The sequence below is a fragment of the Gelidibacter mesophilus DSM 14095 genome (genome assembly GCF_000423005.1).
GTDB classification, from domain to species: Bacteria; Bacteroidota; Bacteroidia; order Flavobacteriales; family Flavobacteriaceae; genus Gelidibacter; species Gelidibacter mesophilus.
The window spans coordinates 323,255-347,643 of sequence record NZ_AUHD01000005.1 but is presented as its reverse complement, the minus strand read 5'-3'; the positions used below and the strand labels follow the sequence as shown (position 1 = coordinate 347,643).

Annotated in this window: 15 protein-coding genes and 1 other RNA gene; 4 read left to right on the top strand and 12 right to left on the bottom strand. The window is 36.8% G+C overall.

The window, feature by feature from the left end:
* The first annotated feature begins 3 nt into the window (after positions 1–3).
* Entirely contained in the window at positions 4–6,045 is a 6,042-nt protein-coding gene (locus G525_RS0106770) for an alpha-2-macroglobulin family protein (protein WP_027125480.1), read from the top strand.
* A 556-nt stretch (positions 6,046–6,601) separates the two neighbouring features.
* On the opposite strand, the gene G525_RS0106760 is transcribed toward G525_RS0106770, so the two are convergent.
* Positions 6,602–7,582 carry a PLP-dependent cysteine synthase family protein gene (locus tag G525_RS0106760; RefSeq protein WP_027125478.1) on the bottom strand — a complete coding sequence of 327 codons (981 nt, stop codon included), beginning with the start codon at positions 7,580–7,582 and terminating at the stop codon, positions 6,602–6,604.
* 1,278 nt (positions 7,583–8,860) lie between these two features.
* Between G525_RS0106760 and ssrA the strand changes: the two genes are divergently transcribed.
* Together ssrA and G525_RS0106745 are read left to right on the top strand one after the other, a co-directional pair.
* Positions 8,861–9,257: a transfer-messenger RNA gene (ssrA, locus tag G525_RS22035) on the top strand.
* A gap of 247 nt (positions 9,258–9,504) precedes the next feature.
* On the top strand, positions 9,505–10,746 hold the full coding sequence (locus G525_RS0106745) for a site-specific integrase (protein ID WP_027125477.1): 1,242 nt from the start codon (positions 9,505–9,507) through the stop codon (positions 10,744–10,746).
* Between the two features lie 70 nt (positions 10,747–10,816).
* Here the strand turns inward: G525_RS0106745 and G525_RS0106740 are convergent, their stop codons facing one another.
* The 7 genes from G525_RS0106740 to G525_RS0106710 form a co-directional block, all read right to left on the bottom strand.
* On the bottom strand, positions 10,817–12,067 hold the full coding sequence (locus tag G525_RS0106740) for a type II toxin-antitoxin system HipA family toxin (RefSeq protein WP_027125476.1): 1,251 nt from the start codon (positions 12,065–12,067) through the stop codon (positions 10,817–10,819).
* 51 nt (positions 12,068–12,118) lie between these two features.
* Positions 12,119–12,406: a helix-turn-helix domain-containing protein gene (locus tag G525_RS0106735; RefSeq protein WP_035479179.1), complete on the bottom strand. Its 288-nt coding sequence runs from the start codon at positions 12,404–12,406 to the stop codon at positions 12,119–12,121.
* Positions 12,407–12,681: 275 nt separating this feature from the next.
* Positions 12,682–13,350 carry a hypothetical protein gene (locus tag G525_RS0106730; protein WP_027125474.1) on the bottom strand — a complete coding sequence of 223 codons (669 nt, stop codon included), beginning with the start codon at positions 13,348–13,350 and terminating at the stop codon, positions 12,682–12,684.
* Positions 13,350–13,736: a BfmA/BtgA family mobilization protein gene (locus G525_RS0106725; RefSeq protein ID WP_027125473.1), complete on the bottom strand. Its 387-nt coding sequence runs from the start codon at positions 13,734–13,736 to the stop codon at positions 13,350–13,352. The genes G525_RS0106730 and G525_RS0106725 overlap by 1 nt, the downstream gene beginning before the upstream one ends.
* A gap of 428 nt (positions 13,737–14,164) precedes the next feature.
* Complete coding sequence (locus G525_RS0106720) at positions 14,165–14,362, bottom strand: hypothetical protein (protein ID WP_027125472.1); 198 nt, start codon at positions 14,360–14,362, stop codon at positions 14,165–14,167.
* Positions 14,363–14,373: 11 nt separating this feature from the next.
* Positions 14,374–14,757, bottom strand: a complete 384-nt coding sequence (locus G525_RS0106715; protein WP_027125471.1) for a DUF6876 family protein — start codon at positions 14,755–14,757, stop codon at positions 14,374–14,376.
* 150 nt (positions 14,758–14,907) lie between these two features.
* A complete protein-coding gene (locus G525_RS0106710) occupies positions 14,908–15,252 on the bottom strand; it encodes a single-stranded DNA-binding protein (protein WP_027125470.1) in 345 nt (114 codons plus the stop codon).
* Positions 15,253–16,958: 1,706 nt separating this feature from the next.
* Between G525_RS0106710 and G525_RS0106700 the strand changes: the two genes are divergently transcribed.
* A complete protein-coding gene (locus G525_RS0106700; RefSeq protein WP_027125469.1) occupies positions 16,959–17,771 on the top strand; it encodes an SDR family oxidoreductase in 813 nt (270 codons plus the stop codon).
* A 312-nt stretch (positions 17,772–18,083) separates the two neighbouring features.
* Here G525_RS0106700 and G525_RS0106695 read toward each other — a convergent pair whose 3' ends face one another.
* From G525_RS0106695 to G525_RS20485, 4 genes are all read right to left on the bottom strand, one after another.
* Positions 18,084–19,061: a TRAP transporter substrate-binding protein gene (locus tag G525_RS0106695; protein ID WP_027125468.1), complete on the bottom strand. Its 978-nt coding sequence runs from the start codon at positions 19,059–19,061 to the stop codon at positions 18,084–18,086.
* A gap of 383 nt (positions 19,062–19,444) precedes the next feature.
* The gene (gene uxaC / locus G525_RS0106690) at positions 19,445–20,845 is read right to left on the bottom strand and encodes a glucuronate isomerase (protein WP_245577742.1); all 1,401 of its coding nucleotides are present in this window, start codon (positions 20,843–20,845) and stop codon (positions 19,445–19,447) included.
* A gap of 157 nt (positions 20,846–21,002) precedes the next feature.
* Entirely contained in the window at positions 21,003–22,202 is a 1,200-nt protein-coding gene (gene uxuA / locus G525_RS0106685; RefSeq protein WP_027125466.1) for a mannonate dehydratase, read from the bottom strand.
* Positions 22,203–22,204: 2 nt separating this feature from the next.
* On the bottom strand, positions 22,205–24,301 hold the full coding sequence (locus G525_RS20485; RefSeq protein ID WP_051209836.1) for a right-handed parallel beta-helix repeat-containing protein: 2,097 nt from the start codon (positions 24,299–24,301) through the stop codon (positions 22,205–22,207).
* Between the last annotated feature and the right edge of the window lie 88 nt (positions 24,302–24,389).

The following is a 24,389-nucleotide window of genomic DNA, read 5'->3' as shown; positions in this document are numbered from 1 at the left end:
ATGATGAAACACTTTATAATAGTCTCTATGATCTTATTTTTTGCGAATTTTACGCAAGGTCAATCCAATAATTACGAAAAACTGTGGAAACAGGTTGAAAAACTTGAAGCTGATGCTTTGCCAAAATCGGCATTGGAAATTGTTGAGCAGATTTCCAAAATGGCAGTGACTGATAAAAACACCTCACAACATATCAAAAGCTTACTTTACAAAAGTAAATATGCACTTATTTTAGAGGAAGATGCACAATTAAAAGTCATCAAGGATTTTAAATCCCAGATAGCAAACAGCGAAGCTCCAACAAAGAATGTTTTAGAAAATATACTCGCCAATTTATATTGGCAATATTTTCAACAAAACAGGTACATATTCTATAATAGATCACATACCGAAAGCAAGGTCGATGCAGAAGATTTGAGAACTTGGGACCTTCAGACCTTGTTTGAAGAAATTGATCATCATTATCAAAACTCGCTAAAAAACGATGTCATCCTTCAAGAAACAGCATTGTTAAATTATGACGAATTGTTAACAAAAACCAAGGATTCAAAACTATACAGACCCACTCTTTTTGATTTTCTAAACCAGAATGCCTTAGAGTTCTATCAAACAAATGAAAATAGCATTACCCAACCTTCTTATAAATTTTTGATTGATAACCCTGAATTCCTGATGGATGCCAAGACCTATTCAAGATTGGACATTAGCCATCAAGATTCAACGTCTTTACAATTAAAAGCTTTAAAGATTTACAAGAACCTCATCGCTTTCCATCTTAAGGACAAAGAGCCTTACGCATTAGCGGATGTTGATATTCAGCGTCTGCATTTTGTTAAAAACAATGCAACTTTTAACGATAAGGAATCGGTTTATTTGAAAAGTCTCAAGCAAGCTTCTGAAGCCCATAAAAACCATGAAGTTTCGGCATTATACGATTTCGAAATCGGATCGCTATTCCATCAACAAGGTCAAACTTTTGATACCAAAACTAATCCTGATGTCCGCTGGAAGCTCAAAGATGCCATTGCCATTTGTGATGTCGTCACAAAACGCTTCCCTAATAGTAAAGGCGCAGAAAAATGTATCATATTAAAGAAGAGCATTCTATCACCTACAGTTCAATTGACTGCAGAAAATAGTATCCCAATTCAAACCAACAGCTTATTATTAGTGCGCTATTCTAACTTGAACGCCTTAAAATTTAGAGCCTATAAACTGTCCCTTTTCGAGATGGAGAATTTTGATAAAATTTACAGACGAGAAGAGCGATTCGCGTTTATAAAAAATTTAAAAGTCTCAGAAGAATGGCAAAGTCAACTTAAGGACGAAAAGGATTATCAAATCCACAGCACCGAAATTGTTGCTCCAAAACTAAATAACGGACAATATCTTATTGTAGCTTCGACAGATTTCTCAAACAGTGAGTTTTTCAGTTTTAAATCCGTTCAAGTGACCAATATGGCTTTGGTGACTAAATCCGACACCAATAGAGAACTCTTTCAATTGATTGATAGGACGAATGGTGCCCCGATAGTTGGAGCTAAAGTGAATGTGAGATACCAAGAGAATTATAATAACAGCTATAAAACCGTGAATTTTCAAACCGATAAACAAGGGGAATTCAGTCTTATAAATTCGAAAAATAGCTATTATAATATGGATATTACAGCCATATATAATGAAGACACGGTATACTTTAAAAATCATTATAGCAGCGGTGATTATAACAATGATGACGATCAGGAACTCGTAACTTATACGCCTTTTTTATTTACAGACCGAAGCATTTACAGACCAGGACAGGTGGTTTACTTTAAAGGCATTGCCACTAGAAGAGAAAATAAGAAAACAACGGTTTATGCCAATAAATCAGTAAAAGTGACTCTTAAAAACGTCAATGGTGAAGTGGTTAAAGAGCTAGAACTTAAAACCAACGATTATGGTTCGGTTTCTGGAGAGTTTATCTTGCCCAATACTGGACTGACAGGTCTTTTTAGCATTAGCATCCACGCTGGAAACTACGGCTATGCTAACATTTCGGTTGAGGAATATAAACGTCCAAAATTTGAAACTAAATTCCTGCCAGTCACTGAAACCTTTAAAGTCAATGATTCTGTAGTAATAAAAGGGAATGCTTTAGCCTACGCCGGAAGCACGATTACGGATGCCAAAGTCGTGTATCGCGTTCACCGAAAAGTTCAGTATCCGCGTTGGTATTATTGGCACAGACCTTGGTTTAGCAGTGAACCGCAGGAAATTGCACATGGCGAAAGCAGCACCGATAAAGACGGCAATTTTGAAATAAAATTTAAAGCGATTCCTGACGAAAGTGTGGATAAAAGCGGATTGCCAGTTTTTAATTATGAAATTACTGCAGATGTCACCGATCTCAATGGCGAAACTCGCAGTGCAACCGCCATTGTAAATATGGGCTATCATGCACTTTTAGCAAATATATCCATTGCAGAACAGTTGAATAAAACTAAAAAAGAGCATCTCCTGACGCTCAGTACAAAAAATTTAAACGGCGAATTTGCCGCAGCGCAAGGCACTATAAAAATTCACAAACTTGAAGCTCCAAAGGAAGTTTTACGACCGCGCCCTTGGAATGCGCCAGATTATCAAGCATTATCTCGAGAAGAATTCAAAAAATTATTTCCTCACGAAGCCTATCAAGAAGAGCATAAGCCAGAGACTTGGGACAAAGGCAAGCTTGTTTTTGAAACTAGCTTTGACACTTCAGAATCGAAAGAAATCAAATTAGATCATCTTGAAAAATGGAACTCTGGAAATTACATCATTATTTTAGAGAGTAAAGACAAATTTGGACAGGTGGTTAAAGACCAAGCACAAACTTTTGTGTTCAGCCCTGAAGATAAAATCCTTCCTGATCATCAATTGTTTAGTATTAGCACCGATCAATCCTCCTATAAAGTGGGCCAAAATGTGATCCTTACTTTTGGTAGTGCTGCAGAAAATATGGTGGTTATCATAGATGTTGAAAAGGGACAAAAGATTATCAACACCTATATCGTACCATTAAGTAATAATAAAAAAACAATTGCTATTCCGGTAAATGAGACTGACCTGGGCGGGTTTTCAATACATTATAGTTTTGCAGCCTTTAACAGTTTTCAATCTGGAACACAAAACATTTCGGTGCCTTATCCGAAATCGGAATTGACTATTGAAACCAAAACGTTTAGAGATAAATTACAACCAGGAACCGATGAAACTTGGAGTTTCAATATCAAAGGGCCACAAGGTGATAAAGTGAGTGCTGAACTATTGGCCAGCATGTATGACCTATCTTTAGATCAGTTTGAACCTCACCAATGGCAATTCAGTCCGTTAAATCAATCATTTTACTATAGTTACAATCCAAGACGTGCCATTAAAAGTTTTGGAAACAGTGCCTTTTATGTCTATTTACCGAACTTTGATTTAAGCTATCCCTATAAAAGTTATGATACATGGAATTGGTTTGGGTTGTATTTTGGTAATGGAAGGCAATCTATAATGATCAGAGGACAAGCCAGTGCCGTCCAAATGAATCCTTCAAACGCAAGGGCTGAAGAAGCTGAAGTAAGTTTGGATGAAATGGTCGTAACAGGTTATGGAACTCAGGAACAATTGGCCAATCCACCAATTGCGCCAATGCCACCTGAACCTAAAGAAGATTTGCAATCTGTTGCCATCCGTAAAAACCTTCAGGAAACCGCTTTCTTTTTTCCACAATTGCAAACGGATGCCGACGGCAATGTGACATTTAGTTTTACGACTCCTGAAGCATTGACCAAATGGAAATTACAATTATTGGCGCATACCAAATCTTTAGAAAGTGTAACAACCACTTTGGAAACGGTCACCCAAAAAGAATTGATGGTCATCCCGAATGCGCCTCGTTTTTTACGTCATGGCGATGAAATTTCCATCAGCACTAAAATTGCCAACCTGACCGAAAACTCATTGTTTGGCGAAGCGATTCTGCAACTTTTTGATGCTATGACAGGAAATACCATTGACGTCAAACTTAAGAATTCTGACAACAGAAAATCCTTTATTGTGGATGCCAAAGGAAACACCCAAATCACTTGGAGTCTTACAATTCCAGATGACGTAGATGCTGTTCAATATAAAGTAATTGCAAAGTCGGGCGCTTTTAGTGATGGGGAACAAAACTTACTTCCGGTTCTTTCAAACCGAATGTTGGTGACAGAAACTCTACCAATGTGGATCCGCTCGAACGAAACACGGACTTTTACTTTGGATAAATTGGCTTCGACAAGCGGCGCCAACAGTTCTAAAACCTTAAAGAATCACAAACTCACTTTAGAGATGACTTCCAATCCGGCCTGGTATGCCGTTCAGGCTTTGCCGTATTTAATGGAATATCCTTATGACTGTAACGAGCAAATCTTTAGTAGATATTACGCCAATGCTTTGGCAAGTCACATTGCCAACAGCAATCCGAGGATTAAGGAAGTCTTTGATCAATGGGCTTCACAGGATGCCTTGATCAGCAATCTCGAAAAGAATGAGGAGCTGAAAAGTATTTTAATTCAAGAAACGCCATGGTTGCGCGACGCACAATCTGAAACCGAACAAAAGAAACGCATCGCTTTATTATTCGATATGAATAAAATGAGTAATGAATTGCAATCGGCACAACGTAAGCTTCAAAACAATCAAATGGGCAACGGCGCTTGGGCTTGGTTTGAAGGCGGACGACCTAATCGATTCATTACGCAGCAAATTATTAGTGGTTTTGGACATTTAAAACAACTAGATGTCAACATGAGCGCAGTTGAAGGATCTTCAAACGAGATGATAAAAAAGGCCATCACTTATTTAGACTCGGAATTTGTTCAAGAATACAATGACCTTCGCAAATACAATAAAGATGCTGATTTGAGCAAAGACCACCTGAGCTACACTCAATTGCATTATTTATATATGCGCAGCTTTTTTCCTAAAATCGAAAAAAGCAAAGAAGTACAGACCATCACCAACTATTACCAAACGCAAATCCAGAATTATTGGACCGGTCGTTCGTTATACGCCAAAGGCTTAATGGCGATGGTGTCACATCGTACTAATGATTCAAAGACCGCTGGAAAAATATTAAAGTCCCTAGAGGAAAACAGTATTACCTCTGACGAATTGGGCATGTATTGGAAAGATAATAAAGCCTCTTGGTTTTGGTACCAGGCGCCAATTGAAACCCAAGCTTTAATGATTGAAGCTTTTTCAGAAATTCAAAATGACGTTAAAACCATTGATAATTTAAAAATTTGGTTGCTCAAAAACAAACAGACCAATAGCTGGAAAACCACCAAAGCTACCACAGAAGCCGTTTATGCATTGTTGTTACAAGGCAGCGATTGGTTGAGTGTGACGGATATGGTTGATGTTCTTGTTGGTGGCGAAAAAATAGAGCCATCAAAATTAGAAAACGTTAAAGTAGAAGCCGGAACGGGTTACTACAAAACCTCTTGGAATGGCTCTGAAATAAAACCAGAAATGGCCAAGGTCACCCTAACTAAAAAAGGTGAAAGTATTGCTTGGGGAAGTTTATACTGGCAATATTTCGAAGATTTGGACAAAATTACTTTTGCTGAAACGCCATTGCAATTGAAGAAAAAGTTGTTTCTAAAGTCCAACACGGATAAAGGCGAACAAATTTCAGAAATCACTCCTCAAACCGATTTAAAAGTTGGCGATTTGGTAAGGGTACGGATCGAATTAAGAAGCGATAGAGATATGGAATTCCTACACATGAAAGACATGCGCGCGGCAGGTTTTGAACCGACTAATGTATTGTCTTCTTATAAATACCAAGATGGATTGGGCTATTATGAAAGCACAAAAGATGCGGCCACAAACTTCTTTTTCGACTATTTACCAAAAGGGATCTATGTTTTTGAATACGACTTACGTGTGAATAATAGCGGGAATATGAGCAATGGCATTACGACCATTCAAAGCATGTACGCCCCAGAATTCACGAGTCATAGCGAAGGGATAAGAGTGAAGGTGAAGTAGTGGGTAGTGGGTAGTGGGTAGTGGGTAGTGTAAATTTAAATAGAAACAGTGAGAACTCAAATAAGTTGGAAGAGGAAAGCACGAAGTACTCAAAATGAGGGGGATTTAGGTTTATCCCTCAATTCAAAACAAGTCCAGACTAAAGAATTCATTCTCTTTCTTCAAGGGAAGGTGGCTTTCAGCTCGGGGAAGAGCTTAAAGTCGGAAGGGTTTATTTTTAAAACTGTCAAAGTCTATAATAAAAGTGAATTAAGCTAAAGATTCAGGAATGAGATATTGAAAATGTCTTAATCAAATTCCTACCACCTCGTCTTTTGCTTCTTTTCTGAAGCAAATTCCACTCCTCCTTTCAAAGGTGAAGAAGTTTAGCTTAGTCCTACAAAAGCGATTCAGCCATTGACAAACTTGATTTTGGCCTGCCCATCCAAAGGAATTCGAGTGAAGGTGAAATAAGTGGTCGGTTATTAAAAGAAAAGGGTCAGGAATTTAAGTAATCCTGACCCTTTTTTCAATCATTATTTCGACGCATTCAAGCACGTCTTGATTCTATTGAAATTCAATCAATATACCCCATTTCCTTCATCCACTCATTATTGAACATTTTGCCCACATAACGGCTGCCATGATCATGAAATAAAACCACAACCACATCATCTTTTGTGAAATGTTCTTTTAATTGCAACAAGCCTTTAATGGCTGCTCCGGCGGAATTTCCCAAAAACATGCCCTCCTCCTTTGCCAATAATTGCGTGTAAACAGCGGCATCTTTATCCGTTACTTTTTCAAAACCATCGATGATATCAAAATCGACGTTTTTTGGAAGAATATCTTCACCAATCCCTTCGGTTACGTATGGATAAATTTCATTTTCATCAAAAATACCAGTTTCATGATATTTTTTGAAGACACTTCCATAAGTATCAATTCCCCAAACTTTAATATCTGGATTTTGTTCTTTCAGGTATTTTCCAACACCAGAAACAGTACCCCCGGTGCCTACTCCAACCACAAAATGCGTAATCTTACCACCCGTCTGCTTCCAGATTTCAGGGCCTGTACTTTCATAATGTGCCTTTGTGTTGCTTAAATTATCATATTGATTCACGTACCAAGAATTCGGTGTCTCTTCGCTCAAACGTTTGGCAACTGAATAATAACTTCTCGGATCCGTTGGGGCAACATCAGTAGGACAAACAATAACCTCAGCGCCAACCGCACGCAGGATATCCATTTTTTCTTTAGATTGCTTATCGCTCATCACAAAAATACATTTGTAACCTTTTACGATCGCAACCAATGCCAATCCCATTCCAGTATTTCCTGAAGTTCCTTCAATAATGGTGCCTCCAGGCTTCAATCGGCCATCAGCTTCAGCATCTTCGATCATTTTAACCGCCATACGATCTTTAACGGAATTGCCCGGATTAAAAGTTTCATATTTAGCCAAGACCAAACAAGGTAAATCCTTCGTCAATTTGTTGAGTTTTACCAAAGGTGTGTTACCAATGGTTTCAAGTATATTTTCTGCGTATTGCATGTGTTTTCAATTTAAGACTGCAAAGGTAAGAGGAATTTTTGATTTATTAAATAAGACCGGCTTCGCAAATCAGCATGCAGGTGAGGTTGGGTTCCACAGGGATTTACAGGGTGACGCTAACCTGTTTTGTGATAAATTACTGAGCTCTGTGATAAGATTCTGATATTCAAATAATATTGTATAGTTTTATTGAATAATTATAATTCCAGATGTTTCTCGGAAAATATACAAACGATAATTAAGAGTACATATAAAGGCGTAATCACAAATGTAAATTACAAAGCTAAGTTTCATATATTTGAAAATTGTACAAGAAATAGCCATGAACAACTATTCAACTAACAATTCTAAAAATAAAACGAAATGAAAAATGCAATTTACCCATTAAGCTTAATAGTTATAGCTGTAGCCATCTATTTGGCAATGTAATTCCCAGAATCCGGAAGAATGAATATGATCGCTGGAGGTCTAATTGCATTAGGATTTATGTTGAATATTTCAGGATACTTGTTATTAAAAGGAAGACTTTCGAAAACACAATAAATTCACACTTTCATTAAAGTATGAGATTGGGACTATGAACAAAACCAGACAAATTGGATTGGGTATATTACTTATAGGAATAGTAATCCATTTTACATTAGCAGAGGATATCTCTTATTTTATAACTGGAATAATTATAGGTACTGGCATTGGATTACTAATTACAGGCAAGGCAAAAACAAACACTTAAGATTACTTTACCAATTAAATATAGTCTACTTCATTTTGTTTTTTCACGACATATTGGACTTAAATTAGCATTATACGTACAAATTATTTTTATTGATCAGTTTTTGACAGAATTAAAGTAAGTAGGAAACTCCCTAATGATACGAAAGAGAACGATTATATAATTGAAGTTAAGGACATACATTAAATTGTAATCAGATGTCACTGACAGCCCTGACAATTAAACACTTCAACTATTATAAGACTTTTGAAATCCTTTGGCAACACTATCAAACTGGCATACTTTTTGAAATAAGTAACACTGACATGCAAGATTAGACGGAATTTTTTGATAACTTTGCAAGCTGCGTTAGCGATTACTCATGTGTTTTTATTTTAATAAATTAGGAACTCGTGAATATTTCACATCAGAGGCAATCTGTTTGAGCTCTTTTTTTGATTTTTCATCAAAAAAAAGAGAGTTGCGAAGGCCTGACCTGAAAGGGAACGCGATAAGAATAAAAATTATCTTTTTAATAATAAGATTCCTGCTTCCGCAGGAATTATGGGGTCGACTGGTTTTGACAGCGAGATTTATTAGATGGTAAGCACGTCGTGTAATGAAATTGAAACACGTAAAAGACTATTTCAAACTTTTAAACGGCGAGAATAACTACGCTTTAGCTGCATAATCTGAATCACAGTAAGATTGCGCTTATTCCTACTAGGTAGGAAGGCTAAATGTCTCTTGAAAGCCCTGGTCAGCGGCGGTCAGCCTAGAGACATCGTAAAAGTTGACATAGGGAACAAAGCGCTTTGATTTGCTCCTGAAACTAAAGAAGCTAAGTTGTAGGTGGGTTGTCTTTAACCAGCCTGCAATCGAAAACCCAAGAAAAGAATAAACGTGTAGAAGGCCTTTTGGTAACTTGTTTGGACGAGAGTTCGATTCTCTCCGACTCCACTTTTCGGGTATCAAAACCCACTAAAAACCCTGTAATCGTATGATTTACAGGGTTTTTAATTTTATATGACATCATATAATTGCACACTAAATCATCTAAAAAGTGAGCAATTCGGTGTCCATAGGTCTCTCTTAAAAATTGCACACTAATTCATTATAATTGACTGTTTTTCAGATATTTGAAACCTTTAAGGATTTGCATATTATTCGTTAATAGTGTACATTTAGTGTGCAATTTAATAGTGTCGTTATGGAAGACCGGTTTAGCAGTAATTTTTTCATTAGAAAAAGCAGAAGTAAAAAGAGCAATAAATGTGATATCTATTTAAGAATCACAGCTAATGGTAAGCGCTCTGACATGAGTATCAATAGAAAGATTGATCATAACCAATGGAACAAAAGGTCTTCACGAGTGATGGGACGAAATCATGATGCCGACATGGTTAACAGGTATATGGATATGATAACTTCCAAACTCAATAAGATACATCAAAGATTAAAAGATGATGAAGAATACATTACTTCTTCGAGAATCATGCAGGAATTTAACTCGGGTGGAAAACAAACTAAATTGATGTTAAAAGAATTCAAAAAACACAATGTCGGGGTTGACCTACTAATTGGTAGGGATATTTCCAAAAGTACAGCTAAACGGTATTGGACTTGCTACAGCCACATAAAACAATTTATAGATGAAGTCTTTAAGGAAGATGATTATAGATTTCAAGATATTGATTACGAATTTATTAAGAAGTTTGAATTGTTCTTAAAGACCGTCAGAAATTGTAATCATAACTCCGCATTGAAATACATCAATAATTTTAAAAAAATCATCCGAATTGCCTTAGCCAATCAATGGATGGAAAGAGACCCCTTCTATAATTACAAAGTTCAATTTGAAGCTGTTGAGCGAGAATATCTAAATGCCGAAGAAATTGATATCCTTTACAATAAAGAATTACACTTTGACAGGCTCAAAGTGGTTCGCGACATGTTTGTTTTTTCTTGCTACACAGGTCTCGCCTATTCGGATGTTGAAAAGCTTTCAAAATCAGATATCACCATTGGTATAGATGGAAAGCAATGGATTAATATTAATCGTACTAAAACAAAAACCCGAAGTAGTATTCCGTTGTTACCTATTGCTAAAGACATTTTGAATCGCTATGCTTACGATCCGCAAGTGATTAAAACTGACAGATTGATTCCTGTGTTTAGCAATCAGAAATCCAATGCTTATCTGAAAGAGATTGCAATGCTCTGCGGGATAACCAAACCATTAACCACCCATTTGGCACGACACACCTTTGCTACAACTGTGACTTTAACGAATGGTGTGCCTATTGAAACCGTCAGTAAAATGCTGGGACATAAATCGCTCCGAACCACACAACATTATGCTAAAATTGTGGACAGAAAAGTGAGTGATGATATGAAAATTCTTGAGGAGAAATTAAAAATTCAAAGTGATAAACAGAAAATTAAGCAATAGAAAAACAAAAATATTAGTCGTCCTGTGCTAGTTTAGGCAGTACTTAATATTTTTGTAATTTATTTCATTCTTATATATTAAAAGCTTTGCTCATTAACTGCTGTTCACTTTTTGAAATGCCTATTTCATCAGCCAGTTCTTCCCAATCTGCAATGGCTCGTTTAACATCAAGCAATATGCCGCTCATTTGTTTATCTGTCAATCGAAAAAAATCTCCAACGCTTAATGCCAAATCATAATCCAAGGCGTTGTTATCCATGTCGATATTGAGGGCCAAACCATCTTTATCTATGGATGGATTTAAATCGTAGGCAGGAGACAATATCCAACCTTGGCTTGTCAAGATAAAACCATGATTACGAAGGTGGTCGTCAGTATTTGAAATGGCAATATTAAATACTACTCTACGCCACAATTGTTCCAAATTATCGTTGACCATGGCGCCATTGGTTTGGATAAACTCTGCCAATTCCAGATAACTTGCTGCATGGTCTCTGATTGTATCTTCATTGTTTCCTGTCATGGTCATCGCCGAGGCAAAATGAATCCGTTCCCCATTTTCTCGGTCAAAACGTTTTGTGAAAAACGTATGGAAAGGTTCAGATATCTTTTCTATTTGAGAAGGTGCCATGTGGACACCAGCTTTTAATGCCAATTGGTATGCCAAGTATTCCCAAGCGGCCTTATCTGTGGTATCATTTTTAGATGGGAACTTAGCAATCCATATGTCACCATTATCATCAAGTATATTTGCTTTAGGCCTTGCCCCGCCCAACGAGGATCCAGGGGCCATTAAAATTGTCAGCCATTTTTTCACCTCATCATTATTTCCATCATTTTCAAAGTTTTGAGCTGCATCTTGTAGCTCTCTGATGGATGACCAAGGCGGTGTTGGTGTCAGATTGTCGTTGTCCAAAAACGGACCATCAGGATCTGTTTTGAAACGCAATGCCCCCATTCGGCTTTCATCATACACACCCAACAAATAGTCTATATCGTATAGTGTTCGCGCTCTTTCGCCTGTTTCACTTGCCAATTGTGCTCGTTTACGCTTCATCAAGGTTCTTCCCCATGTATCCGGCATACTATCCAAGAACACCCCAAAATTCTCTTTATTGTTTGGATATTGTGGTCCGTTATAGAATTGTATATCAGGATCAAGAACCAATTGTTTTTTAGATTTCAGCCAATCTTTATTGTACTCAAAACTAAAGGCCTTTTTCCCTTTGGCATGCAATGCCGAAAGCACCCCAATTAATTGAGGTTCTTGCATCCCTTTCCAGTGTGCGTAAATATATATATCGGTTTTTCCTATCTCCATTTGCAGTTTAGTTCATGAGATTACTTACCTAATTGGAATTACAACTATGAGCTAAAGGAGGTCAAGGTCTTGGAGCTTCCTTCCAAATTCGTCATCCGCTGCAAGCTTTAAAAAATCTTCCTGAAGCCCCAGTACACGTAATACATTAAAATATGCACCTATAGCTACACTTGGAGCACCAGACTCAATGAGGTATAGTGTACTTCTTACAATATCTGCTCGTTCAGATACTTGCTGCTGTGTAAGCTTTCTTCTTTTACGCGCCAATTTTATATTCTCACCCATGTGCTTGAGAATATCGATATGTTTAGGAAACAGTACCTGTTTTTTCTTACCCAAAACTAAAAATATTTGTTATTTCAAACAAATATATGGATTATGAATGAAATTACAATCATAAATAGTTTTCAACTTCAAAAAATCAAATCTGATAAGTCATTTCCCACATAATGAGATGTGTATTTTGTAAACACGTCATAGGAAAAGCTTAATGAACTACCTCGACGTAGAGCGTCGGGGAATAAAAACCATAGATCCCGCTGAAAAGCGGGATTAGTTCAACTATCAATTTTTAATGCATTGCTTCGCCACTTTTAAAATTGAGTTTCACTAATTTAAAGAGGCTGACCATAATCCTTTTCTTTTGCTATATGAAGATTATTTACATAGCCAGAAATTGGCATGGTCCTTTTCCGCTCTAATTCACGTCCTTTCTCAACAAAATTTCGCGCGGCCAGTTTCCAGTCTTTAATTGGTAGTCCTCTACTTAATTTCCCATCCCTCTCTTGGTAATACTCATAATATTTTTTTCCTTCATCAGCAGTCCAGTTATTTGTTTTAAAAAAAAGTAAAACTTCCAAAATATTAAATGGCCTTGCTAGGCCTGCCAGTTTGTTTTTGTTTGTATATGTTTTTTGTTTATAAGAAGATACCATATTTTGGTCTGGTTCCGGGACGGTCTTAGCCAATTTCTGGACTGGTTGGGTACAGAAAATGGCCATCCTGATAACCGAACCCCTCCTGGGATCATAGGACGGATAATATTTTAAATAGCCCCAATCATTCAAATTTCTAACCATATTATGATAGGTTGTTTTTGATTTGATCTTTGCTCTTTCCATGGTTAATTCCCTATTGATGGTTATTGTGCTCTTGAAAAATTCCCGGTTCCAAATATGAAAGAATGCCAAGTACAAGGTAATGTGTCCCTGTTTAATCCGAGGATCATTATTGAAGTGCTCAAGGGCTACGTTAAGTTGAGTGATGTAATTTACTTTTTCCATTATTTCTGGGTGTTATTGATTACTGCATCTTTTTCGCGAGAACGGACCTGCCCCATCTCCTCGCTCCTATTTTTCTCTAGGATCAGTTTCTTCTCGACTGGCTCAGTCTGTTCAAATAATGCTGACAACATTGCGACCGTGGGCTTGGTTTGGGTCTTTTCAACAACCCTCATTATAGCGATTACCGCATTAATTCTTTTAAGTAATTTGGCTTCGATGGTTCGCCCTGTAGGACCCAATTTTTCTTTTGGGGATATCTCGTTGTAGAAGAAAAAATCGAGCATTGTAGCCATCGCCTCGGTGTGCGATTTGAAATGTGTGCGTGAGAATGTTTGGAAACGCTTGGCTGTTTCCTTTTTAAATCTAATTCCTTTAAATGAGTCCATATTTCGCCGATTTGTCGCAAAATCTTCCCTAAAAATGTGCGTTTATAGCTCATTTGTCGCAAATCATTGATTGTCAAGAAATTAGATTTACATTAAACAACTGACTATCAGCTGTTTAAAAACGAAAAGGAATCCGAAACATCGCATCGCGTGTTACCCTCTTGCTATTCCTTTTCGTCCCGCTTTGGCGGGACAAAAATTTCATACAATCTGGCTAAAAAGCCAATTGCCTTTTAAGGAAATAAATTTCCGATATGTTATTTTTCGATGGGTAAGATTATCGGCGAAAGTGAAAAATGGATAACCCTACGTAAATTTGAATACTGAATTTCAGCGAAATAAAGATACGTTTTTTTATTTGATTTGGAATTATAAAACAAAAAAACACCTCCAAAAATTTAGAGGTGCTTGATAATTAATTTTAAACATCAGATATTGAATTTAAAGGTATAAGAATACAAATTCCGCAATGCTTCTTCCTCTATCATCGTTTCAAAACAGATGTAATTTTCTCTTACGTATTTGCGAATATCATCGCCAAATTTTCGTTCCACATCTTTTTTAGAATCCGCTAAAAGTCGGTTTTGAGCTTCTTCGCTCAAGTCTGTAAAATTGAGATATACCATAACTTTAAAATTTAGTATTCGCTTGGTAACATCAGAGTATCATTTACAAAAAACAATCGCAGTTCATCAAACGGAAAATCGATTACCCTATAACCGTGTTTTTCTAAAATATTATCATTGCCATCGGTATAAATAATTTCAGCTTCGTAGCCTGTAAAATCTTGTCTCTCTTCTGAAAGTCTTTTAAATTCTATAGTTATAAATTCACTACGTGGAATCAGGCTCTTTGCAATTACCGAAGTGTCCGTAATGAGCCAAAAACAATCCGCTACATCGGCCAAATATTTTAGACCGTCCGCAAAACGTGTTCTAATTAATGGGATTTGATAGAACATTTCAGTACCGTGAAAATGTTGCAATCCTTCTTTGATTTCGTTAACTTGTGCTTTACTCATCGGTTCATATTTGTTTTGGAATTCGTGACCCGAGCCTTTAAGGCGAACGGATGAAATAATCTTTGATTTCATTTTAATTTGATTTAAAGAGTTAATAATGAAAAAGAGGGCGCAACTTTCCAGAGGAACGCCCTCTTTAATTTTTAAACCTTACTTGTCATTTTTAATACCAAGTAAAAGAATTTCATTCGCCTCGATTTCGGTTACGTACCGTTTGATGCCGTCTTTGTCCTCGTAGCTTCGGGATTTCAATTTTCCCGTAACACCCACCTCCTTGCCTTTGCCTACATATTTTTCGATGATTTCGGCAGTCTTGCCCCAAGCTACAACCGTATGCCAATTGGTTTCCGTTTGTTTTTCGCCATTGGCATCCTTGTAATACTCGTTTGTTGCGAGTGAAAAACAGACTACTTTCTTACCGCTCTCAAGGTTTATAATGGTTGGTTCTTGCCCAACGTTTCCGATTAACTGTACGTGATTTTTTAAAGTGCTCATAATAAAATATTTAAAGATTAATTAAAATGCTATCTGAACCATTCAGACAGTTTTCATTTATTTGCTTGAAGTGATTTACTTATTATATCTGGAGCGTTTTCCTTTTTTGTTTTTGTTGGTGCCGCTTCCTTTTGTATGTTTTTGTAAGATTTCATAAGATTCATTTTAGATTTACTTCCCATAGCGCCCTCGCTGTACCTTTTTTTGTTGCTAATACAGTTTCAAGATTTGGAATTGTTGAGGACTTATAAAAAAGTGCGAGGCACGAGCCTGGTTTATGCAGTCCGGTCAATTTCCAAATGTTGGTATTTTGCTGGCAAAAAAAGGTTAGGGCAGTGAGGGTGCGGCTGTAGGTCTGAAGGCTTATGTGAAGTATAAAGACATAGGAAGCGGTACCAAATCATTAAATGGAATTCCGATTTGGCGGACTTCTACTCAATTTCGGAATGAGAATGAAGCGTTCCGCTCCGGTGCAGCGGATCGGGTTAGCGGAATGGAAAGTAGAAATTTAGGATGGTGTCCAAGACTTTTACAGGGAAGCTTTTTTCCAGGAATGAAGCTTTTCGCGGAATGCAGGGGAATGTGCTTCCCTATTATGATAACGGATTTATCTCGTTCAGCCAAGGTTAAGCGGACGTGACTTCAAAGTCGAAGATTGTAATGGAGTTTGCCCGCTTCCCGACTCTTTTCGGGAAGCGGGCAAGTGGAATGGAAATCGTAAACTTTGGAGTTGGGTCCAAGACTTTTTAATGAAGCGCTTTGCCCGAAATGGAGCTTTTCGCGGAATAGAGCGGCAATGGGCTGAGTGCGTTATGAAAACTGATTATTCATGTTTAGAGGATTTAAAGTGGACTAGACTTCAAAGATAATAGAAGGGAATGGAGCTTGACCGCTTCCCCATTTTTCTCGGGAAGCGGGCAAGCGGAATGGAAATAGGAATCTTTGAAGTTGTGTACAAGATTTTCTAATAAAGGGCTTTTCCCGTAATGGAGCGTTTCGCGGAATGGAGGGGAATGGGTTGAACGATCATGAAAACGAATTATTATTGAGAAGTAGAAGTTAAACCGGAATGAACTTCAAAAAGGAAATTGTGAAAGGAGTTTTACCGTTTTACTATTATTGGGAATAGACGAGTAAATAAAATCTAAATCGAAGTCTTTGCATTTCTGAGGAAGGCATTTTATAAGAAACTCTTCATTTTGAAACAGTTTAATAAAAATTAGACTGGAGAGATCAACATCTTCAATTTAATTATGTTGGTTTAAATTTATGAAATGAAAACTCCCCAAAAATTAAAATTTATAACCCAACCAAAAACAACAACTTCTAAGTATTAAATGAATATTGTAAATACACAGAAATGATAAAAATCACAGATTTCAGTTTTCGTTATCAATACTAATGGTAACTCTATAAACCAATAACCTCTAAAGCTTTTCATTTTATTTGATTGTGTTTAATTTAATTCTTATAATCAGTCATAAAACATACGGAATTCGTAGGGCAATAGGAATGATGTAATCTACGTCACCCAACCGTTAATCAATTCATAAAGCATTCTGAATTGTTAAGGTTTCTACTCTATATTATTAGAACCGCACAATATTATTTATTTAGCACATAGAACAACATTTAGATCCTTAACAAGCTTATTAATACAACAGAAAACATGTCTATTTCATAAAAAATTCAATATATTGCCATCTATGATCAAACACAATTACAAAGGTAAGGTTGCTATAATTACAGGTGGCTCAGGAGCCTTAGGAGGTGCTATTGCAAACGGAATGGCATTGGAAGGCATAAACGTGGTTATTTTGGGAAGAACTCAAGAAACAATTGATTCAAAGGTGAAGGAAATAGAAAATCTTGGTGGTAATGCCATGGGAATTTCAGCAGATGTACTCGACAAAAAATCATTGGACAATGCAAAATCAGAAATTATCGCCACCTACGGAAAAATTGATATTTTAATCAATGCGGCAGGCGGAAATTTAAAAGGTGCCACCATACAACCTGATGAAGATTTTTTTGAAATGGAGATGGACGATTTTGATTGCGTAACCAATTTGAACTTAAAAGGCACGGTGTTGCCCTCCTTGGTTTTCGGAAAAGAAATTGCAAAACAGCAACAAGGCTGTATCATAAACATCTCATCTATTGCCGCGCAACAAGTTCTAACAAGGGTGGTGGGCTATTCTGCTTCAAAAGCCGCTATTGAAAATTTCACTAAATGGTTAGCTGTTGAAATGGCGATAAAACTATCCACTAACGTAAGAGTCAATGCTATTGCACCTGGATTTTTCATTGGCGAACAGAACAGGGATTTGTTATTAAACCATGACGGCACTTTAACAGGAAGGGGACAAACCATTATCAACAATACACCAATGAATCGCTTCGGTGAAGCGGAAGAATTAATCAGTACAGCTCTATGGCTATGTTCCGACGCTTCACGTTTTGTCACTGGAATTGTTGTTCATGTGGATGGTGGGTTCAGCGCATTTTCAGGAGTATAATCATCGAAGAAACAAATCGTAATTTCATTATTTAAGACTTTGAGATAATATACGATTAAGCGTTTTGTGAAGATCGGTTGAACAAAATCAAGACTTTACTTTTTAAACATTTTCAATTATTTTAATTTTACGATGGCCAAATACCAACTACCAGTCCCAAATGGGATTAGTAATCAATAGGCGATGAAGCCTATATTACTTCGGATATTCGGTTCTGATTTCTAAGTATAGATGATCATCACAGCACTAAAACTAGAAGTGCTTTTCTTTCCAAGAGATAAAACATTTAAGGTAGAAGAATTATTCACGCATTTATTTTGTGTTTCTTATTTTCTGAATCAAATCATACATTATTGCATCGTTTTTATAAGGTTCAAGGACACCACTTACCTTTTCAATAAATGCAGTCTTGTTTGGAAACGATATGGCTACACCTGCCTCTTTTAATGCGACCAACGCTTCATTTTCGGCATTTTCCCAAAGTTTTCTTTGGTAAGGCACAGATTGATTCGCTGCTTTCTGTAACCATTTCTGTTCTTGCTCAGTTAAACTATTCCAAAAATAAGTTCCAATTAAAAGGACATCTGGCAACATGGTATGTTCATCCAAAGAATAGTACTTGCAAACCTCATAATGTTTCGAGAGGTAAAAACTAGGGGGATTATTCTCAGCACCATCTACAACGCCTTGTTGCAATGACGTATATAGTTCACCCCAAGAAATAGGTGTTGGTGAACCACCCAATTCTTGAACCATATTCATTGCAGTTACACTTTCCATGACACGTATCTTGAGACCTTTCAAATCTTTCGGGGTTTCTATTGGTTTGTTCTTAGTATAGAAACTACGACTTCCGGCATCATAATAACACAACCCTTTTAGCCAATATTTCTCGGCATCATTCAAAAGTTCGTCGCCAATAGGACCATCTAGTACGTTAAAAGCATGCTGTTTGTTTTTAAAGAGAAATGGAAGTCCAAAGATTTTCATCTTAGGAGCAAAATTCTCTAAGGTGCCCACTGAAACTTTGGTCATTTCCAAACTTCCAATTTGAAGCAACTCCAAACATTCACGCTCAGAACCCAATTGTTGATTTGGATAAATTTTAAGTGTCATCTTTCCTCCTGAAATCTGTTGTAAATCTTCCGCCATATGCAACATGGCTTTATGGACAGAATGATTGACATCTAAACCATGTGCTAGTTTAACTGCTTTGCTATCAGTTGTTTTTATACAGCTCCAAAATGACAAATTCAATACAATTATGCCAATAAATTGCCATTTTTTCATAAATCTATTTTTTAAATGTCGTCTATATTCTTATCATTACCCTTCAACTATACAATCACTGTTTCTTTATAAAAAGCTATAATTGAGTTTACTTTTCATCCCTACTACCCAATGCCGCATCATCATATAAAAAATAAGTATCTTCTTTTTAATGTGCTAAATTTGAGATAGATCTATGGACATTGACTTTATTTGAATCTAACAATAAGTTCAGCATAAAGGTTTGTTTAGATAAAAGATCGAACATCCTCCTGTGTAGGACAAAACTTTTAATTGAATGCCATGTCGTTTTTTTCTGAATCAAAAGACGATATTAAATTATATTATAATCGTTGTGAGCTATAAATCAGGATCGATTTCAAAACGTAAAATAGAAATCTGGATTAAAATTTAAAATAGTTCTTGGCGTTGTAATAGCTGATATCAGCCGCCATGTTACCAATCCAATTCAAATCATTTGGCAACAGTCCTTTTTCAATTTGTTCGCCAAGTAAATTGCACAATATGCGACGGAAATATTCATGCCTTGGAAACGAGAGAAAGCTACGAGAATCTGTAAGCATGCCGACAAACTTGCTGAGAAGTCCCATATTAGACAAAGTATTGATTTGCTTTTCCATGCTATCCTTTTGATCCAAAAACCACCAAGCCGAACCCCATTGTACCTTTCCTCCAATACTACTCTCATTAAAATTCCCCGCCATGGTTGCAAATACCTCATTATCGGCAGGATTTAAATTATATATAATTGTTTTTGGTAAATTGTTTCCAACATCCAAATTGTTCATCAGATGAGATAGCCCTGAAGCTTGAGGCCAATCGCCAATGGAATCACACCCCACATCCTTACCTATCAAATTTACCAATCGTTGATTATTATCTCGTATTGCACCCAAATGCAATTGCATCGTCCAGTTTTTTTCGTTATATTTTTTAGCCAAACGAAACATCAAGGCGGTTTGGAACTGTTGTCTTTCGTGATCAGAAAGTTCTTTTTTAGAAAATCGTTTAGTTAAAATCCTATTGAGATCTGATGTGGAATAAGTTACTGCGTATAGTTGTGACAACCCATGATCGGCCAACCGTCCGCCAGAAGTATGGAAAAAATCAATCCTGTTTTCAAGAGCCGCTACCAAGGCTTCAAAACTATCAATGTCATTATCTGTAACTTCTTCCAGCTTTCTGAGAGCACTCAAGAAGTCTTCATGTCTGACATTTAAAAATGTATCGGGACGAAATGTTGGTAACATCTTTATAGATGGATGGTTGCGTAATTGATAATGATACTTCAAATTATCAGTAGGTGCATCAGTAATACACAAAAGTTCCACTTTCATTTTCTTTAACAAATTCTGAACTAAAAAATCTTCTGTTTGCAATTGAGCATTGACCTTATCATAAATTGCGTTTCCCGAAGCCTTGTTGAGTATTTCATCTATTCCAAAATAGCGTTTGAGTTCCAAATGCGTCCAATGATACAGTGGATTACACATGGTATACGGAACCGTTTCAGCCCATTTTTGAAACCGTTCCTGATCTGGGGCATTGCCTGTAATATATTTCTCAGGAATGGCATTTGCCCGCATTGCTCGCCATTTGTAATGATCACCTTTCAGCCAACATTCCGTTATGGAACTAAAACTTTTATTCTGAGCAATTTCTTCCGGATCAAGATGATTGTGATAATCAATAATTGGTAGATTAGCGACATAGTCATGATACAACTGTTGTGCAGATTTTGTTTGTAATAAAAAATTATCATTTATAAAACTGGTGTTCATCATCCTGAATGTTACTTTTTAAATATATTACGTCCTATAATGTTGTGAATACTTCCGACCTCTTCAAATAAAAACTTACAACGAATCTTAAAACCTACGAATTCCATTTTAAAGAAAGTAATCTTAAGCATATGACCATTTTTTTATTCTACGTAAAAGTTTACTCGTCTAATACCAGCCGTCTGACCCCTAATTCTAAACCTGTTAGTTCTGCTAGACTTTTCATTCTTCCTAAGGTCGAATATCCAGGATAAAACTCCTTTATCCTTTTTAAATCGTCCAATAAAACGTGCCCATGATCTGGACGCATAGGTATGCCCACAGTTCCTGATTTGTTTTTTACGCGTTTTTTTTGTTGTCGTATGATGGCTTCCATTATATCGATCATACTACCCGTACCTTCAAATAAATTAGATTCGTAGAAAGACTGATTTTCTTGCAGTTTTACATTTCTTAAATGCAAAAAATGGATGCTATCTCCAAAATCGTTTATTATTTTAATCATATCATTGGTAGCTAACGCCCCCAAAGAACCAGAACAAAATGTGAGTCCGTTGGAAGGGCTTTTATAGCTTTCTAACAGAAACTTCAAGTCTTCATAATTGGAAACAATCCTTGGTAAGCCCAAAATTGAAAAAGGAGGGTCATCTGGATGAATACACATCAATATCCCTAACTGTTCTGCAATGGGGATTATTTTTCGCAAGAAATAAGCAAGATTTCCCTTCAGAATTTTTTTATCAATAAAAGCATAATTATCCAAATGCTTTTGAAAATCAGCAATTGTAAGCACATCGCGAGTTCCTGGAAGCCCTGCAAGAATTTTATCTCTTAAAATGTCCTTTTTTCCATTATCCAAGCCTTCAAAATACGATTTTGCCTGTTCTTGGATTTCAGATGAATAATCAGCTTTGGCGCCGTTCCTTTTCAGAATAAACAAATCAAAAGCCGCAAGAGCACTATGGTCATATCGCAAAGCAGAAGCATTACCATGAATTCTAAAGTCTAAATCAGTTCGCGTCCAATCGACAACAGGCATAAAATTATAGCAGACAACTTTTACATCCTGGGCCGCTAAATTTTTAAGCGTTTCAATATAATTCTGAATAAATTGATCTTTATCCGGATGTCCTTGTTTAATGCTTTCGTGAACATTGACGCTTTCTACCACCGACCAACGCAAACCTGCCTTTTCAATTTCATCCTTGCGCTTTTTGATTTCTTTTAAGGGCCAAACCTTACCTGTTTCGATATGGTGTAATGCCGTTACAATCCCAGTCGCTCCTGTTTGAGAAATATCCTCTAGGCTCACTCCAAAGCTTGGCCCGAACCATCTGAACGTTTTTTCTAAAAAGTCCATCTTTATCTCTTTTTATTTTTTAATCCTATCTCCTCTAGTGGTATCTTTTTAAGAGCGGGTATTTTATCCACCATTCGGCTTATAAATTCTTTTTTAGAAGTGACATTTGGCAAGTTCATAGTCTCCATGAGGTTAGAGTCTTCAAATCCTAACCATTCTTTTTTACCTATATATACCTCTTTCACATTGATAAAAACATTCTCAGCCACCACATTTCCTGTTGGAAGCTCTGCTTTTTCAAAATAGGTTTTCAGCGTTGGATACTGATCAACATACGGTGATTCATTATAGTTAACGGCTTCCATACGTGTTTGGAAAAGTCCGCCATCATCCAAAACCCACTTGGCCCACGTCTGTAGTCTGTTGCCCGTTCGTACACCTACTTTACTTTCTATAAAGAAATTGTTTTCGTAAATATTATTCGATCCTCCGCCAATCAAAACGTTGAGCTTTCCTGCTTTATAGAAAACGTTGTCTGTGACAATTAAACCGCAAGCGGCATCATCATGATAGACCGCACTAGTATTATATTCATCAGGAATGTTGGCAATATAATTATAGCGTATCACTGTCCCTCTTTCAGAAGGATCTCTCCCGTAATAAATAGCGCCCATATCTTCTACCTCCAAACACACATCATGAATATAATTATATTCTATAGTGTGGTTATTTCCATGCATTAAAATGGCAACACTAGGCAAATCGTACATTTCACAATGGATAACTTTATTGCCAACCCCAGTGAGGTGTACTGCTGGTCGGTATGACTTTTCTATTCTATTGATATCAAAAAATAGACAGTTTTCCACAAGGTTGTTTCCCGCTTCTAAAGTTAATCGGTCGCCCCCTCCCAGTGAAACGCCACCAGCTCCAAGCTGAGAAAATGTGCAATTAATGATCTTATTATTTACGCCGCCTTCCCGATTAAAAGTTGTATTACTATAAAGATGCTGAAGTAGGCTACCCACAATTCCATTTTTAGGGATGCCCGAACCTTCATGTCTATATTCTGAAAATGGTTCTACACCCTTGCCGACAGTAATTCCCAGACTACCAAGATTTTTAAATGTACACGCGTCAATAGTCACATTTTTAGTATTGACCATAGAGATGCCCATACCACGGGAATTCTGGAATGAAATACCTTTGATTTGAATACCTTCTGCATCTTCAATTTGAAAAAACGGGTCCTCAAGAATAGAAAACTCTAAACTAGATATGTTCTTTGTATCAGAAATAAAGTAAAGCACCCCCTTTTCGTCATCTATATAATATTCACCAGGAGCGTCAAGTTCTGCTAAAATATTGATGCCATACCATTTTTGCCACGGTTTTCCATTACCATACCCATAAAGTGTCGCCGATGCGGTGGTAAACGTTTTTTCAAGCGTATCTATTTTTGAGATTTTTACCATATCATCAGCATAGCCATGATTAAAGTAGCCCGATATCCATACATTTTTTTCCTTGGCCCAATTATTTATACGAACAGAATCGTATTGGATAATCCCACCTTGATTTGCAAAATCATCTTCACGGGGCACGGAGCCTTTCTCCAGCACCTTCCCCATTGGTACCATGTCGGCATTTGGCCAACGGGCTAAGTGCATGGCTTTTTCATTTACGAACAACTCACCCCACGCCGGTCCATAAGGACGCGAGAATCCCACATTTCGTAATGCTCCAAAATTTGAGATCCCTTCTTTTTTGAGATCAATTTTAAATATTTGCAAGGACTGATCATTGGAAGGAATTTCTAGGTCACTTATCTTTAAACTTTCAATTGGGATGGTTTGTCCTCCTGATAAAATAACCGCTTCATTTTGATAAGCTTCAATGGTCACATTTGAATATTTGGCGTTTAAATGGATGGAGTTATGTATGTTGTACTGACCTTCCCTAAGACGGATGGCCACCTTTTTCCGGGAGTCTGTACCCTTTATTTCAAGAGCCCTCTGCAATCCCTTCTCGAGACTGTTGTACGGCGATTTGATCGTGCCTTTTGCTGAATCATTTCCTGAGGTAGACACGTATATTGTTTGTGATACGGCAATGTTCGCAAACAAAAGCAAGAGTGTGAAATTTAAAAACTTAATCATAACTATTTCATTTTAAACAATGTTATTTTATTTATCCAAGGATCTCTCATCAGAATTCTTCTGATTTTAATCCTGATAATTATGGTGT